We start from the raw sequence: 15580 nt of genomic DNA, 5'->3' as shown, positions 1-15580 counted from the left end.
TCACAGTCCCATCCGTCGTCGTGCGGCGGCCGGGCGGATGTCGGCGAACGACTCCACGATCCGGTCCACCATGCCGTACTCCATCGCCTGTTCGGGGGTGAACCAGCGGTCGCGGTCGCCGTCGCGGGAGATGGTCTCGGGGCTCTGCCCGGTGTGCTCGGCGGTGATCCGCTCCATGGTCCGCTTGGTGAAGTCGAGGTTGTCCGCCTGGATCTCGATGTCCGCCGTGGTGCCGCCGATCCCGGCGGACGGCTGGTGCATCATGATCCGCGCGTTGGGCAGCGAGAACCGCTTGCCGGGGGTGCCCACACAGAGCAGGAACTGCCCCATGCTGGCCGCGAAGCCCATGGCGAGGGTCGCCACGTCGTTGGGGATCAGCCGCATGGTGTCGTAGATGGCCAGGCCCGCGTGGACCGAGCCGCCGGGGCTGTGGATGAAGAGGCTGATGTCGGTGTGCGGGTCCTCCGCCGAGAGGATCATCAGCTGGGCGCAGACCCGGTTGGCGGAGACCTCGTCGACCTGGGTGCCGAGCAGCACGATCCGCTGGCCGAGCAACTGGGCGGCGAGTTGGTCGTCGAACCGGGTGGGCTGGGTGTCACCCTCCTCGGCCCGGGGCGTCCGGTCCGGCCCGAGCCGGGCGGTGAGCGGGGACAGTGGCGGCATGGTGGCTCCTCGTAGTCGTAGTCGTAGTCGTCATAGGCCGGCGGGATCTCCGCATCGGTGGGACCTCCCGGCGTTCGGGAGATGTCCGTGCCCCCACTGTCGGCCGCCGAAGGGTCCCGCCGGGGGTTTGTCGGCCCGTGGCAGATTCGCCGACGGCAGAGCGGCCGGGACCGATGAGTTCCGGGCCGCCCGCCGGTCGGTACCGATGACCGAAAGACCGGACGGGAAGGTACTCATGAGCACCGACGGATTCACCACATGTCTCTGGTTCGACGGCCGGGCCGAGGACGCCGCCCACTCCTACGTGTCGATCTTCAAGAACGCCTCGCTCGGCGGGATCACCCGCTACGGCGAGGGCGCCCCCTTCCCCGCCGGGACCGTGCTGACGGTCGACTTCACACTCAACGGCCAGCGGTTCGTCGCGCTCAACGGCGGGCCCCAGTACTCCTTCACCGAGGCGATCTCCTTCCAGATCCCGTGCGCCGACCAGGACGAGATCGACCACTACTGGACCGCGCTCACCGAGGACGGCGGGGAGCCCGGCCCCTGCGGCTGGCTCAAGGACCGGTTCGGGGTCTCCTGGCAGGTGATCCCCGAGCGGCTGCCCGCGATGCTGAGTGACCCGGACACCGAGCGGGCGGCCCGGGTCGGCCAGGCCCTCATGCAGATGGGCAAGCTGGACCTCGCCGGGCTGGAGCGGGCGTTCGACGGGACGTGACACCCGGGGCCTCGGGCCCCGTCCGTTCAGCGGGCCGTCCCCACCGCACGGGTGATCTCCTGCGCCATCCGCAGGATGCCGGGTGAGCGCACCGGGCACGGCCTGGGCGTCGAGGTGGTGGGCGCCAGACAGAAGTGCAGATAGTCGTCGTCCCGGTGCAGGGCCGTGAGGCCCTTCGCCGGTTCCGTGCAGTAGGTGGGGTGGGCCCGCTCGTAGTCGGTGCAGGGGAGTTGCCCGACCCAGGTGTACCGGTCGCCCGCGCGGCTCACCACCCGGCCCGCGTCGGCGAGGGCGTCACCGGTGGCGGCGGCCTGCTCGCGGTAGAGGCCGTTGACGAGTTCGACCCGTTCGGGGGTGATCGGGTCCGGTCCCTGGAGCACCCAGACGATCCGGGGCCGCCGCTCACCGCCAGCCGCCGCGATCTGCTCGGTGAGCCGGGCCGCGTCGGCGGCGTACCGGTCGAGATAGCGCTCGCGGGAGGCGTCGTAGGTGATGCCGTCCATGCACGGGGTGTAGCCCCAGGCGTTGCCCCAGAACTGGAGCACCACCACATCCGGCCGCTCCCGGCGCACCAGCGCCGCCGCCTTGTCCGCGTCCGGGACGAGGGACCGCGCTCCGGTGCCCTCCAGGTAGTCGCACAGGGTGGTGCCCGAGTAGGGGGCGCTGGTGTAGGCGGCGCCCAGGGTCCGGCGCAGTTCCTCGCCCAGGACGGTCTGGTTCTCCATGGCGAGGGAGTCGCCGAGGTAGACGACGGAGAGGTCCCGGGTGGGAGGCGGGGTGGGGGAGGGCGCCGCGTCCTGGTGGGTGGTGCCGGTCGCCTTCGGGGCGGGCGGCGGCACCGAGGGGGACGGGGAGGGCGCCGCGTTCTGGTGGGTGGTGCCCGTCGCTCTCGGGGCGGGCGGCGGCACCGGCAGCGGCTCGGACTCCGGGTCCCCGCAGGCACCCAGCAGCAGCATCACGCCCAGGGCGCCCCCGAGCCACCGACCCCGCATCCCGTCCCCGCCCACCGTTCGTCATGCGCCGTTGGTCATGCATGCGCCGTTCGCCGTTCGGCGCCGAAAGATCCTCAGGCAAGCACAGCGCCTTGCCCGGCGGAAGACATCCACGGGACAAAAATCCCTGGACCGCACACAGGCGCGGGCTCGTCGCCCGGAGTTGGGCCGGTGGTCATCCGGTGTCCCTACGGTGCGCGCCATGAGAAGACCTTCGATCATGCTCGGCGCCGTAGTCCTCACCCTCGCCCTGGCCTCCCCCGCCGCCGCCAAGGGCCCGCACCAGGGCGGCGACTTCGGCCGCGCCACCCTCACCGGCTTCGCCTCCCTGCCGGCCGAGACCTACGTCCCCGGCAGCGAGCCCTCCGGCGCCCTCATCGGCACGGGCCCGTTCAACGGCATCGCCGCCCCCTTCCAGGACCAGCCCGTCCAGGGCTTCAGCGGCATAGTCAACCGCCACGACGGCACCTACGACGTCCTGTCCGACAACGGCTACGGCAACAAGGCCAACAGCGCCGACTATCTGCTGCGCGTGCACCGGATCAAGCCCGGCACCCGCACCGGCGAGGTCAAGGTGCTCGGCGGCTTCCACCTCACCGACCCGCACCGCAAGGTGCCCTTCGCCCTGACCCGCGCCGACCGGGTCCTCACCGGCGCCGACTTCGACGTCGAGTCGATCACCCGGGCCGCCGACGGCACCTACTGGATCGGCGACGAGTTCGGCCCCTGGCTGCTGCACTTCTCGGCCACCGGCACACTCCTGGAGGCGCCCGTCGCCCTGCCCGGCGTCAAGGCGCCGGAGAACCCGGACCTCGGCGGCGATCGGCCCAACCTCGGCAGCAGCAAGGGCTTCGAGGGTCTCGCCCGCTCGGTCGACGGCCGCAGCCTCTACCCGCTGCTGGAGGGCACGGTCACCGGCGACACCCCGGGCGACCTGCGGTTCAGCCAGTTCGATCTGCGCAGCCGCGCCTACACCGGGAAGACCTTCGTCTACCGGCTGGAGTCCCCGGCCCACGCCATCGGCGATGCCATCGCGGTCGACAGGAACCGCTTCCTGGTCATCGAGCGGGACGGCGGACAGGGCGACGACGCCCGGTTCAAGCGGCTGTACCTCGCCGACACCCGTGACCGGAACAAGGACGGGGCGCTGGACAAGACGCTGGTCGCCGATCTGCTGGACATCGCCAACCCCGGCAGGCTCGGCGGATTCGGTGAGACGTTCCGCTTTCCGTTCACCACCATCGAGGACGTCGTCCTGCTCGACGACCGCACGGTGGCCGTCCTCAACGACAACAACTTCCCGTTCTCCTCGGGCCGGACCCCGGGCAAGGCCGACAACAACGAGTTCATCACCCTCCGCCTGGACGAGCGCCTCCACGCCGATCCGCGCGCCTTCCGCTGACGGCCGCCGATCACTCGCCGACCAGCACCGCCGCTCCGTCGAAGGCCCCCGCCTTCAGATCCCGCAGCGCCCGGAGCGCGTCCGGCAGCCCATAGGTGTGCGTCGTCGCCCGTACCCCGTGGCGGGCGGCGAGCGCCAGGAACTCCCGGGCGTCCGCGCGGGTGTTGGAGGTGACGCTGCGGATCTGCTTCTCGTAGAAGAGGTCCGTCTCGTAGCGCAGCGGCGGGATGTCGCTGAGGTGGATGCCCGCGACCGACAGGACCCCGCCCCGGTCCAGGGCCCGGAGCGCCACCGGGACCAGATCGCCGACCGGCGCGAACAGGACGGCGCTGTCCAGCGGCTCCGGCGGCGCCGTGTCCAGGTCCTGGGCCGAGGACGCGCCGAGGTCGAGGGCGAGTGCGCGGGCCGCCGCGCCCCGGGTCACCACATGGACCCGGGCGCCCTGGGCCAGTGCGATCTGGGCGCACAGATGGGCGCTGCCGCCGAAGCCGTACAGCCCCAGGCGACCGCCCTCGGGCAGGGCGGCCCGCTTCAGGGCGCGGTAGCCGATGATGCCGGCGCACAGCAGCGGGGCCGCCGCCACCGCGTCCAGGGCGTCGGGGAGACGGTGGGCGAAGGGCGCGGGGACGGTGGTGTACCCGGCGTATCCGCCGTCCGCGTCCCAGCCGGTGTAGCGGGAGGCCGGGCAGAGGTTCTCGGCGCCCCGGCGGCACTGGGCGCAGACGCCGTCGGTGTGCCGCAGCCAGGCGACGCCCACCCGGTCCCCGACCGTGAAGTCCCGGGCCGCCGGGCCCAGCGCCACCACCTCGCCGACCACCTCGTGACCGGGGGTGACACCGGGGCGGTGGAACGGCAGATCGCCCTCGGTGACATGCAGATCGGTCCGGCACACCCCGCACGCCCGGACCCGGACCAGCAGCTCGTCACCGGCCGGCTCCGGCACCGGCCGCTCCAGCAGGCGCAGCGGCTCGCCCTCCACCGGTCCCGGGGCCGTCACCGACCAGGCCCGCATCGTCGCGTCCGCCATCGCACACTCCCTGCCGGGCCACCCCGGGCGGCGACCCACCCCCTTATTTTGGAACACAATTTCGATTTCGGCGCGCGTCGGGCGCCCCGAGTGACTAGCGTGAAGTACCGGGACAATTCCGACGAGTGGAGGGAGCACCGTCATGACCGTTCAACCCCAGGGGACACCCGTCTGGGCCGACGCCATGTTCACCGACATCGAGGGGGCGAAGAACTTCTACGCGGAGGTCCTCGGCTGGACCTACGGCGAGGCCGGTAGCGAGTTCGGCAACTACACCCAGGCATTCGCGGACGGCAGGTCGGCCGCCGCCGTCATGCCGCCGATGCCCGGCCAGGACGGCGTCTCGCAGTGGTGTCTGTACCTCGCCTCGCCGGACATCGCGGCCACCGCCGCCGCGATCCGGGCCAACGGCGGACAGGTGCTGATGGAACCCATGCAGGTCGCCGACTTCGGGTCGATGTGCCTTGCGAGCGACCCCGGCGGAGTCGTCTTCGGCGTCTGGCAGGCCGGAACGCACCAGGGCTTCGAGGCGCCGAGCGACCAGCACGGCGCCTACTGCTGGGCCGAGGTCTTCACCCGCGACCCCGACAAGTCCGACGCGTTCTTCCCGGCCGTCTTCCCCTACACCGCCCAGCAGATGGACGACGCGGAGATGGACTTCCGGATCTACAGCGTCCAGGGCGAGCCGGTCCTCGGCCGGATGCGGATGACCGACGACTTCCCGCCCGAGGTGCCGCCGTACATCAATGTCTACTTCAACACCACCGACTGCGACGACACCGTGGCCAGGGCCGTCAAGCTCGGCGGGACCGTACGGTTCGGGCCGGTCGACAGCCCCTTCGGCCGGTTCGCCGCGCTCAGCGACCCCTACGGCGCGAACTTCTCGGTGCTGGACACCACCCGGCTGACCGGCGAGGTCCCGGGGATGGCCGACGTCTCCTAGGAGACCCGGACCCCGGGCGGACGCCCGTGGCGGTCATGGCATGATCGGCGCATGCGTGAACGAGTGGTGGCCGCGTGCGACGGGGCTTCGAAGGGAAACCCCGGACCGGCGGCCTGGGCATGGGTGGTCGCGGACGCTACGGAGGCCCCGAGCCGCTGGGAGGCCGGGCCGCTCGGCCGGGCCACCAACAATGTCGCCGAACTCACCGCCCTGGAGCGGCTGCTCACCGCCGTCGACCCCGGGGTGGCGCTGGAGATCCGGATGGACTCCCAGTACGCCATGAAGGCCGTCACCACCTGGCTGCCCGGCTGGAAGCGCAACGGCTGGAAGACCTCCTCGGGCAAGCCGGTCGCCAACCAGGACCTGGTGGTGCGGATCGACGAACTCCTCGACGGCCGCAGCGTCGAGTTCCGCTACGTCCCCGCCCACCAGGTCGACGGCGACCCGCTCAACGACTTCGCCGACCGCGCCGCCAGCCAGGCCGCCATCGTCCAGGAAGCCGCCGGCAGCGACCTCGGCTCCCCGGAGCCCCCGCCCTCCCCGGACACCCCGAAGGCCGGTGCCCCGCGCCGCAAGCCCGCCGCCCGCAAGAACGGCGCAGACGGCGGCGCCGCCCGCACCCTCAAGGCGAAGTACCCCGGCCGCTGCCCGGTCTGCGGCCGTGCCTACGCCGCCGGCGAGACCATCGCCAAGGACGACCAGGGCTGGGGCCACCCGGAGTGCCGCACCACCTCCTGACCCCCCTTTCACCGGTACGGCCGTCCCGCTCGTGGCGTGGCCCGAGCGCCCCGGAGTGACGCCCTCCGACTGCTACTCTGCGTTGTCAATCGACCGCTTTGAGTGACTTCCAGGGGTGTCCGTGAAGGTCGTCTGCGTCGGCGGCGGGCCCGCCGGCCTGTATCTGTCGATCCTGCTGAAGCGGCAGGACCCCACCCATGACATCACCGTCCACGAGCGCGATCCGGAGGGCTCCACCTACGGCTGGGGCGTGACCTACTGGCGCGGGCTCCTCGACCGGCTGCACGCCCACGACCCCGAGTCCGCCCTCGCCGTCGACGCCGGATCGGTGCGCTGGAGCGACGGGATCGCCCAGGTGCGCGGCCTCACCACCCGGCACAGCGGCGACCAGGGCTTCGGCATCGGCCGCCACCGGCTCCTGGAGATCCTCGCCGCCCGCGCCCGCGAGATGGGCGTCCAGGTCGAGTACCAGCGCGAAGTCACCCCCGACCGGCTGCCCGACGCCGATCTGGTGGTGGCCGCCGACGGGGTCCGCAGCGCCCTGCGCACCCGGCACGCGGACGCCTTCGGCACCGAGGTCCGCTCCGGCCGCAACCACTACATCTGGCTCGGCACCACCAAGGTCTTCGACTCCTTCACCTTCGCCTTCGTGGAGACCCCCCACGGCTGGATCTGGTGCTACGGCTACGGCTTCGGCGCCGACCGCTCCACCTGCGTGGTGGAGTGCGCGCCCGGGACCTGGACCGGCCTCGGCCTCGACCGGGCGGGCGAGGAGGAGGGACTCGAACTGCTGGAGAAACTCTTCGTGGACGTCCTCGACGGCCACCGGCTCATCGGCCGCACCTCGGCCGACGGCGCCCCCCAGTGGCTCAACTTCCGCACCCTCACCAACCGCACCTGGCACCACGGCAACGTCGTCCTGCTCGGCGACGCCGCCCACACCACCCACTACTCCATCGGCGCCGGCACCACCCTCGCCCTGGAGGACGCCATGTCCCTGGCCGGCGCCCTGCGCGACCAGCGCGACCTGCCCCGCGCCCTCGCCGCCTACGAACGGGACCGCAAGCAGGCCCTGCTGCCGGTGCAGAGCGCCGCCCGCTACAGCGCCCAGTGGTACGAGAACCTGCCCCGCTACATCGGCCTGCCCCCCGAGCAGATGTTCGCCCTGCTCGGCCAGCGCCACTCACCCCTGCTGCCCCATGTCCCGCCGCAGCTCTACTACCGGCTCGACCGGGCGGCCGGGCGGGTGGAGACCCTGCGCCGCGTCAAGCGCTGGCTGGGTCCGAGGATCGCCCGCACGGTCCAGGGCCGGTCCTCGACGACCGGGCGCCAGTAGGGAAGGGCTAGGACTGGCCGCGCTCCAGCGCGGCCAGTCGCCGGTCGTGCACCCGGCTCAGCAGCGCCAGCGCGACCACCGCGCCGATCAGCGCGCAGAACATGTCCCACTGGGTGTCCCACACATCCCCCTGCGTCGCCAGGAACGCGTCCGCCGCCTCCCCGCCGATCACCGCCGCCGCCCACTCCAGCATCTCGAACACCGCGCTGAACGCGAGACACGCGCACACCACCAGCGGCGCCAGCCAGCGACTGCCCCGCAACGGCGAGGTACGGACCAGGAGTTCCCGCACCAGGATCGCCGGGACGAACCCCTGCATCAGATGGCCGAAACGGTCGTACGGATTGCGCTCCAGGGCGAAGGTGTCGCGCACCCAGTCCCCGATCGGGACCTCCGCGTAGGTGTAGTGCCCGCCGAGGGCGAGGACCAGCGCATGCGCGGTGAGCAGGACGAGCAGCAGCCCGGTCAGCGGGAACCGCCGCCGCGTCAGCACGACCAGCGGCAGCCCCAGGAACACCCAGAACGTCTCCAGGAACCAGGTCGCCCGGTCCGCCGGAGCCCAGGCGGACACGGCGAGCCCGGCCACCACCACCCCGGCCAGCACCGCGGGCAGCCGGGTGCGGCGCGGACCGGGGCGGGTGACGGGCAGTACGGGCGCGGCGGACATACGGGGCTCCTCGGCTGGACCTCGGTCGACGGGCCCTCATCGTGGAGCCGCCCGCCCGCCGCGGCATGAGTACGGCTACTCAGCCCGCCCTGGGCCCTGAGGCCCCGCGCTCTCCCCGTGGGCCCCGCGCAGCGCGGTCAGACAGGAGGAGATGGCCTGCTGGAGATCCTCCAGCCGGGACACCATGTCGTCCTCGTAGAAGTCCTGGGCGTCGTCGAAGGTCAGCTCCTCGAACGCCTTCGTCGCCTTCTGGAGGCTGCTGTAGAACTTCGTCCGGCGCTCGCTCACCCGCAGTTCGGGATCGGCCTGCACGGTCTCGGCGACCATGTTCTTCATCGTGTCGTACGCCTCGGTGGCCCACTCGCCGGAGTCCTCGTGCTCCTCCAGCTCGTCGATCAGCGACAGATGCCGCTCCGCCTCGTGCCGTACGCCGACCGGGGCGTCCACCGTCTGCCCGGCGGGGGTCTTGATCTGCCCCGACTCGGCGATCTGACGGACATAGCCGATCCGGTCGGCGGCGCGGCTCTCGGTCGCCACCGCCTTCTTCAGATCGTCCGTGCGCACCACATCGCGGGCCAGCTCGGCCTGGAGGTCCGGGTCCTCGCGCACCCGGTCCAGCAGGGCCCGGCGGGCGGCCTGCGCGGTGGACGGATCGGCGAGGATCGCGGCCCGCAGCGCGGTCGGGTTCTCGGCGACCTCCAGCGCCTTGGTCGGACGGATGCCCTCCGCCTCGGCGGCCTCGGCGATGGCGGTGCCGCGCTCGGAGGCGGCGCTGTTGCGGGAGGTGTAGTACGCCGACCAGATGTCGGCGTCCGGCAACTCCACGTCCTGGCCCGGCTCCAGCGCCTCGAACTGCGGCACCATGCCGTCATCGGCGGCCCGGTCCCACGCCCGGTAGTAGCGCATGACCCGCTCCGGCGAGCAGTCCGCCAGCCCGGCGAACTCCTTCGCCGACACCTTCACCGAGCCCGCCGGTACCTCGTCCACGCCCTGCCCGCCGGGCCGTACGCTCCGCGCCACCAGCAGCGCGAACGCCCAGCCGCCGGTACGGGCGTAGACCCCGAACTCCCGGGCGTCACGGGCGACGAGGTCGGAGAGACCGGAGGGGCCGGAGAGGTCGGTGGGGACAGCGGGCTCGGTGAGGGAGGGTGCGGGTGCGGGCGCGGGGTCGGACGGGGCGGTCGTCGCCTCGGACGGCTCGGTCGCTAGGGTCACGGAGAACACTCCTGTGGGGCGGTGAACAGTGCTGCGGATGTACAGACAGGCAGCCTATATGCACCCATTGGCCATGGTTTGCACAACCTGGTGACTCCGCTCCGCCCGCCTGGCCGGAACCCGGTGTTCAGTCCACCGGCGGGCGGAAGGTCCGCAACAGGGTCTCCAGCGCCGCCCGGTTGGCCCGGTCGTCCCAGTCCGCCGCCGGGGTGGTCCAGCGCAGCGAGTAGCCGAGCCCGTCGCCCGCCGAGACACCCCGCCCGAAGGTCCGCACCCGGGTGCCGTCCACCTCGGCCAGCCACTCGATGTCCGCCGCCGTACGGCCCCGGTACGTCGTCGGCTCGATCTCGCCGATCCGTTCGTAGCCGTCGGTCCGCTCCAGGCCGGGTTCCACGTCGTCCCGCCAGACGGCGACCGGGTCGGGGCCGACGCGCTCGCTGTACGTCACCGCCAGGGTGCGCGGATCGCCCTCGGCTCCGAGCGTCACCCGATAGGCCAGGTCGGACACCTTGTCGGTCTCCAGGGCGGTCCACCCCTGCGGCAGGGCGACGGAGAAGCCCTCGGGGGAGGTGAACGTCCGGAACCCGGAGGGAAGTCCGGACCGGGTGGGCGAGGGGGATGGGGGCGAGGGGGATGGGGGCGTGGGGGATGGGGGCGTGGGTGGTGCGGAGGCCGATGGGCGGGGTGGGGCCGCCTCGGGTGCCGTCGTCGCCGGGCCCTCGTCGCCGGACGGCGAGGGCCGGGTCGCCGCCATCACGGCGACCGCCACCGCCACCAGCGCCAGCGCCGTACCGAACACCAGCGTCCGGCTGCCCCAGCGCGAACCGGCGTGCACGGCGGTGGCGTACGCGTGGTGCAGCCGGGGGCGCGGGCCGGGGGTGAGCGCGGTGTCCGGGTCGGCGCCGAGCACCCGGACCAGGGCGTCCCGGGTCACCGGGCGGGTGAGCCGTTCCCGGGAGTTCTTGCGCAGCAGGCCGGTGATGACCTGGGCGAGGGGGCCCGCCCGCAGCGGGGCGCGCAGGGGGAGCCGGTCGACGCCCCGCAGCGTGGCCTCGGGCCGGTCCCGGTCCCGGAACGGCGGCCGTCCCTCGACCATCGTGTAGAGCAGCGCGCCCAGCGCCCACAGATCCGCGGCCGGACCGATCCGCTCGTCACGCGCCTGCTCCGGCGAGGCGTACGAGGGCGCGGTGAGCCGGGGCGCGAGGGTGGCGCCCGCGAGGCCGAACCCATGGAGGACGACGGGGCCCCGGTCCGGTACGAAGACCTGGCCGGGGCTCAGTTCGCCGTGGGTGATGCCCTCGCCGTGCGCGGCGTCCAGGACGTCGAGCAGTTCCAGGCCGAGCCGGGCCGCGCGGAGATGGGTGAACGGCCCCTCGTCGGCGAGGAGCCGGGACAGCGGGGTGCCGCCGGTCCACTCGGTGACCGTCCACAGGGTGCCCTCCTCGGCGAAGGCGTCGATCACCGCCGGCACCCGGCCCGGACGCAGTTCGCCCATCGCGTCCGCCGTGCGGATGATCCGCCCGGTCGCGCGGTACGCGGTGCCGTCACCGCTGCCGGGCGGCAGTCCGACACGGGTCAGGAGACAGGGGCGCCCGGCCTCACTGTCCTCGCCGCACCAGGCGACGCGGTTCGTCTCCCGGTGCACCGCGTCGAGCAGCCGGTAGCGCCCGGCGATCAGCTCCTGTGCGAAGACACGCGCCTCGGCCATGGTCATCCCTCGCTGCACCCCGCTCCCACGTTTCCCAGTGGTACGCGCCCGGTGACACCGGGTGTTCAACGGGGAGGGGAACTGGCGCAGATCTTTCGGGGCGTGGCTGAAGGGGGCGGGGGCGTGGGGCTGCGGGCGTGGGGCTGGCGGGATCCGGGGCTGGAGGGGAGCGGGGTTGGAGGGGGGATCCAGTGCTGAAGGGGCCCGGGGTTGGAGGGGGCCAGTGCTGAAGAGGCCCGGGGCTGGAGGGATGCAGTGCTGAAGGGGCCCGAGGCTGGAGGGGTCCACCAGTGCTGAAGAGGCCCGGGACTGCCGCAAGGGCCCTGCGTGCCCCGGCCGCCCGGTGCCGGGCGCGGCTCGGGAGAATGGCCGCGTGACCGTCTTTCGTTGCGTCAACTGTCAGCAGCCCGTCACCGGTGACGTGATCCGGCGAGAGCCGCTGAGCGGCCCCGAGTCGCCACCGGACGGCGCGGTCCGTCCGCCTCGGATGGCTCCGGGTACCTTCACGGCCGGCTCCGACGGCACTCTCCTGATCCTGCACCCGGACGACGTTCCCGGGACGGCGCGTCACCCCGAGCCGGGACGTTCCGTCGGCTGCTGCGGGCCCTCCGGCCTGGACGGGCCCAACCTCGTCTGCGCCGGATGCGGCGTCGAGCTGGCGACGAGGGTGTCCGACTGCTGGACCGACAACCTCGTGGCGCTGATGGCCGCCGCGGTGACCGAAGGGCGCGGGGCGGACGCCGGAAGGGACGGTCGTCCTCCGGCGCCCGAGTCGTCCTGAGCGGCCCGCCGGGGACGGACCGGTCGGCGGGCCGCGCGGGCGCCCGCGTCAGAGCAGACCGAAGCGGGTCGTCCAGGTCGCCAGCTCCGCCGGGGCCGTGTTGCCGCCGCAGACCACCAGGCCCAGGCGGGTGTCCGGGCCGGTGCGCTCCAGGATCCGGCGGGCCGCCGGGAGGAGGCAGCCCGCCGCCGGTTCCACCCACAGCTTTGCGTGTTCGGCGAACTCCAGGCAGCCGCGTACGGCGTCCCGGTCCGGCACCACCAGGACCTCGGTGACCAGCTCCGCCACATGGTCGTAGGTGAGCTGGGAGACCGACGGGGCGGAGAGCGTGGTGACGATCGACGACGGGGTGATGGAGACCGGGCCGCCCGCCTTCAGGGCCTCCGACATGGACTGCGCGCCCTCCGTCTCCACACCCCAGACCCGCAGCCCGGGGCGCCGGGCCCGCAGTGCCGCCGCGACCCCGGCGATCAGGCCGCCGCCCCCGATGCTCACCAGGACATCGGTCAGCTCCCCGGCGTCGTCCGCGAACTCCAGGCCGACCGTGCCCTGGGCCGCGATCACGATCGGGTCGTCGAAGGGGTGGACCAGGGTGAGTCCCTCGTCCCGCAACTGGGCGACCAGGTCGAACGCCGCGGCCATCCCGTCCGTCAGCCGTACCGACGCGCCCGCGTCGCGGGCCAGCTCCACCGACCGGGCGGGCGCCGACCGGGGCATGACCACCGTCGCCTTCACCTCCAGCGCGGCGGCCATCACCGCCAGCGCGATGCCGTGATTGCCGCCGCTCACCGCCACCACCCCGGCCGCCCGCTCGGCCTCGGTCAGCGAAAGGAGCCTGGCCGTGGCGCCGCGCGACTTGAACGAACCGGTGCGCTGCAACAGTTCCAGCTTGGCGGTCACCTCCACACCGAGCAGGGTGGACAGCCCCGGGCTCGGCACGGTCGGGGTGCGCACCACATGCCCGGCGATCCGTCCGGCCGCCGCTTTGATCTCCGGGATCCCGATCAAGGTACTCAAGGTCATCGATCCTTCCGCCGCGCTCAGTGCTGCTGCGGCTTGGTCGCGGGCGCCTCGCTCGGCCGGACGACGACATGGCCCTGACCCTGGAGCATCAGCTGCACCGCCTCGCCCGAGCCGCCGCGCAGCATCGAACCCACCGACTGCGAGCGGTGCAGGGACGTCTGGAGCCCCGCCGTCCAGCCCACCACCGCGTCCGTGTCCACATACACCGGCCACTGCGGGGCGACCGGGATCACCAGGGGAGTGCCCTCGCACACCAGCCCCAGCCGCCCGTACCCGGTGAAGACACTGTTGAACAGGCCGCCGCCGGTGATGCCGGAGCCCTTCACGGTGGCGATCCGGTAGGAGAGCGTCGGGTCGAAACAGAGGACGTTGCGGCCGTTCACCGTGAATTCATCACCCTGCTCGACCTCCACGATGAAGCAGTTCTGCGCCTCCTGCGCGAACCATGCCTCGCCCTGGCCCCGCACCGACATCAGCGGCAGCCCTTCACCGGTGACCGCCCGCTTGAGCATGCCGCCGACCCCGCCCTGGCCCTTCCGCTCGAACTGGAGACCGCCCCGGTGGGCGACCATGGCGCCCTGCCGGGCCAGCATCTCGCCGTTGACCGTGTACCGGATGCATTTGGCGTTCTCGATCGTCATCCCGGGCGCGGAGGCCGGCTGGACCATGTACTCGTTGGAAAAGAGGTCACCCTTCATGGGGGCATCGTGTCCCGAATGCGGGCGTTCCGGCAACGCGCCCCCGACCGGCCCGGCGCTTCACGCCCCGAACAGCTGGGTCCAGTACGTGCCCGACCGGCCGCCGCCCGCGAAACCTATGCCGATATGGGTGAAATCGGGCTTGAGGATATTGGCGCGGTGGCCGGGGCTGTTCATCCAGCCCGTGACCACCTCGGACGCCGAGCGCTGACCGCAGGCGATGTTCTCCCCGATGGAGCGGTGCCGGGAGCCCGCGGCGGCGGCCCGGTCCCAGGGCTTGCTGCCGTCCGGCGCGGTGTGGGAGTAGAAGTCCCGGGCCACCATGTCGGCGCTGTGTGCCTGCGCCGCCGCCGCGAGCACCCCGTCCGGCGCCAGCGGACGCAGCCCCGCGCGGACCCGCTCCCGGTTGGTCAGCTCCGTCACCTCCGCCGCCGTACGGGCCAGGTCGGCGGGGGTGAACGGACGGGCCCACAGCGCCGTCCAGTACATGTCACCGCTGCGGCGCTCCGTCGCGTAGCCCAGCCCGGCGTGGGTGAACACCGCGTCGTACAGCGTCCGCCGGGGCTGCTCGCCGCGCTGGAGGTAGGTCACGAACTCGCCCGGCGTGCGCGGCCCCGAGACCAGGTGCTCGCCGATCGTGACATAGGCGAACCCGGCGCCGATCACCCGCTGGTACACCGCGACCCCGTCCCCGCCCTCGACGCCTAGCCGCCCGGCCGACGCCATCGCGGCGGCGTGCGCCCGCGCGGCCGACGACAGCCGGACATCCAGGGCGACCGGGGGCGCTCCGGCCTGGGCGCGGGCCGCGTTGACCAGCCCGAGGTAGCCGTCCGGGTCGGCGGGCACCGGGGGCCGGTCGGGTGGGGGAGGGGCGCCGGGGGTGCGCTGGGCCGGTATGAACGGCTGCGGCGGCGCCGGTTCCTCCGCCACCTCCACGCCGAAGTCCCGGGCGAGTCCGGCGAGTCCGTCGCCGTACCCCTGCCCCAGGGCCCGGAGTTTCCAAGCGTCACCGCGTCGGTAGATCTCGGCGAGCAGCAGCACCGTCTCCTGCCGGGGCGGGGGCGGGGTGAACCGGGCCAGGGGGCGTCCGCCGGGGCCGGTGACCCGGAGGGTGGGGGTGGGCAGCCGCCCCAGGGGCATACCGGTCTCGGCGGCGGTCACCGCCACCGTGACCCGGGTGGCGCCGGGGCGCAGCGCGGCCGGGTCGACGGTCAGGGTGTCCCCGGCGAGGCGGGCGCCGGGCGCGGCGGGCTGGTTGAAGAACACGAAGTCGGCGTCCCCGCGGACCTTGCCGTCGTCCCCCGTGACCAGCGCGGAGACATCGAACGGGCCGGACACCCGCAGGACCAGCGGACCGGCGGGCAGGGCCACGTTCCCCCCAGGCACCAGGTCGCTCATGCCACCGCCCTCACACCTCGCCCGACCGGTTCACGAACCGGATCTTTCCCGGACAACGGCCCGCGCAAAGCCCGGGTTCCCGGGAGAAGCCGCCGCTTGCGGTCCCCGGGAGCCGCCGCTTGCGGTCCCCGGAGGCCACCGCCCGCCCGCCGTCGCCGGGCGAAGCCGCCGAGGCCCCGGCTTCCCGGGGAAGGCGCCGCCGCCTCCGGCTCCCCCGGGGGAGGCGCCGATCGCCCGGCTTCGGGGCGAGGGTGTCGGTGCCGCGGGCCTC

At 73.2% G+C, this 15580-nt stretch carries 15 protein-coding genes; 6 read left to right on the top strand and 9 right to left on the bottom strand.

Annotation, left to right across the window (positions count from 1 at the left end; all coding sequences use genetic code 11):
* Nucleotides 1–654 (bottom strand): ATP-dependent Clp protease proteolytic subunit, encoded by a 654-nt coding sequence (locus tag ABZX40_RS33170; protein ID WP_355743089.1) that lies wholly within the window; start codon nt 652–654, stop codon nt 1–3.
* Between the two features lie 244 nt (nt 655–898).
* Between ABZX40_RS33170 and ABZX40_RS33165 the strand changes: the two genes are divergently transcribed.
* Nucleotides 899–1381, top strand: coding sequence for a VOC family protein (locus ABZX40_RS33165; RefSeq protein WP_355742857.1), 483 nt, complete (start codon nt 899–901; stop codon nt 1379–1381).
* A 26-nt stretch (nt 1382–1407) separates the two neighbouring features.
* On the opposite strand, the gene ABZX40_RS33160 is transcribed toward ABZX40_RS33165, so the two are convergent.
* Nucleotides 1408–2373 carry an SGNH/GDSL hydrolase family protein gene (locus tag ABZX40_RS33160; protein ID WP_355742860.1) on the bottom strand — a complete coding sequence of 322 codons (966 nt, stop codon included), beginning with the start codon at nt 2371–2373 and terminating at the stop codon, nt 1408–1410.
* Nucleotides 2374–2575: 202 nt separating this feature from the next.
* On the opposite strand from ABZX40_RS33160, the gene ABZX40_RS33155 reads away from it, so the two are divergent.
* On the top strand, nt 2576–3775 hold the full coding sequence (locus tag ABZX40_RS33155; RefSeq protein ID WP_355742863.1) for an esterase-like activity of phytase family protein: 1200 nt from the start codon (nt 2576–2578) through the stop codon (nt 3773–3775).
* A gap of 10 nt (nt 3776–3785) precedes the next feature.
* Here the strand turns inward: ABZX40_RS33155 and ABZX40_RS33150 are convergent, their stop codons facing one another.
* Nucleotides 3786–4787: a zinc-binding alcohol dehydrogenase family protein gene (locus ABZX40_RS33150; RefSeq protein ID WP_355743092.1), complete on the bottom strand. Its 1002-nt coding sequence runs from the start codon at nt 4785–4787 to the stop codon at nt 3786–3788.
* A 157-nt stretch (nt 4788–4944) separates the two neighbouring features.
* Between ABZX40_RS33150 and ABZX40_RS33145 the strand changes: the two genes are divergently transcribed.
* From ABZX40_RS33145 to ABZX40_RS33135, 3 genes are all read left to right on the top strand, one after another.
* Complete coding sequence (locus ABZX40_RS33145) at nt 4945–5745, top strand: VOC family protein (protein ID WP_355742866.1); 801 nt, start codon at nt 4945–4947, stop codon at nt 5743–5745.
* A gap of 51 nt (nt 5746–5796) precedes the next feature.
* Nucleotides 5797–6483 carry a ribonuclease H gene (locus ABZX40_RS33140; protein ID WP_355742869.1) on the top strand — a complete coding sequence of 229 codons (687 nt, stop codon included), beginning with the start codon at nt 5797–5799 and terminating at the stop codon, nt 6481–6483.
* Between the two features lie 121 nt (nt 6484–6604).
* On the top strand, nt 6605–7819 hold the full coding sequence (locus ABZX40_RS33135; RefSeq protein ID WP_355742871.1) for an FAD-dependent monooxygenase: 1215 nt from the start codon (nt 6605–6607) through the stop codon (nt 7817–7819).
* A 7-nt stretch (nt 7820–7826) separates the two neighbouring features.
* Here the strand turns inward: ABZX40_RS33135 and ABZX40_RS33130 are convergent, their stop codons facing one another.
* From ABZX40_RS33130 to ABZX40_RS33120, 3 genes are all read right to left on the bottom strand, one after another.
* Nucleotides 7827–8486 (bottom strand): DUF2238 domain-containing protein, encoded by a 660-nt coding sequence (locus ABZX40_RS33130; RefSeq protein ID WP_355742873.1) that lies wholly within the window; start codon nt 8484–8486, stop codon nt 7827–7829.
* Nucleotides 8487–8561: 75 nt separating this feature from the next.
* On the bottom strand, nt 8562–9701 hold the full coding sequence (locus tag ABZX40_RS33125; protein WP_355742875.1) for a hypothetical protein: 1140 nt from the start codon (nt 9699–9701) through the stop codon (nt 8562–8564).
* A gap of 127 nt (nt 9702–9828) precedes the next feature.
* The gene (locus tag ABZX40_RS33120; protein WP_355742878.1) at nt 9829–11415 is read right to left on the bottom strand and encodes a serine/threonine-protein kinase; all 1587 of its coding nucleotides are present in this window, start codon (nt 11413–11415) and stop codon (nt 9829–9831) included.
* Nucleotides 11416–11782: 367 nt separating this feature from the next.
* Here ABZX40_RS33120 and ABZX40_RS33115 point away from each other — a divergent pair, with 367 nt between their 5' ends.
* Nucleotides 11783–12190 (top strand): hypothetical protein, encoded by a 408-nt coding sequence (locus ABZX40_RS33115; protein ID WP_355742881.1) that lies wholly within the window; start codon nt 11783–11785, stop codon nt 12188–12190.
* 48 nt (nt 12191–12238) lie between these two features.
* Here the strand turns inward: ABZX40_RS33115 and ABZX40_RS33110 are convergent, their stop codons facing one another.
* The 3 genes from ABZX40_RS33110 to ABZX40_RS33100 are packed head-to-tail and all read right to left on the bottom strand — an operon-like array spanning nt 12239 to nt 15309.
* Entirely contained in the window at nt 12239–13198 is a 960-nt protein-coding gene (locus ABZX40_RS33110) for a threonine/serine dehydratase (protein ID WP_355743095.1), read from the bottom strand.
* A gap of 32 nt (nt 13199–13230) precedes the next feature.
* Nucleotides 13231–13911 (bottom strand): AIM24 family protein, encoded by a 681-nt coding sequence (locus ABZX40_RS33105; protein ID WP_355742884.1) that lies wholly within the window; start codon nt 13909–13911, stop codon nt 13231–13233.
* 60 nt (nt 13912–13971) lie between these two features.
* Nucleotides 13972–15309: a CAP domain-containing protein gene (locus ABZX40_RS33100; RefSeq protein ID WP_355742887.1), complete on the bottom strand. Its 1338-nt coding sequence runs from the start codon at nt 15307–15309 to the stop codon at nt 13972–13974.
* Nucleotides 15310–15580: the final 271 nt, after the last annotated feature.

The sequence above is a fragment of the Streptomyces sp. NPDC004610 genome (assembly GCF_040609715.1).
Lineage (GTDB): Bacteria > Actinomycetota > Actinomycetes > Streptomycetales > Streptomycetaceae > Streptomyces.
Note: the sequence above shows the minus strand (reverse complement) of the source record. Positions and strands in the feature narration are given on the sequence as shown.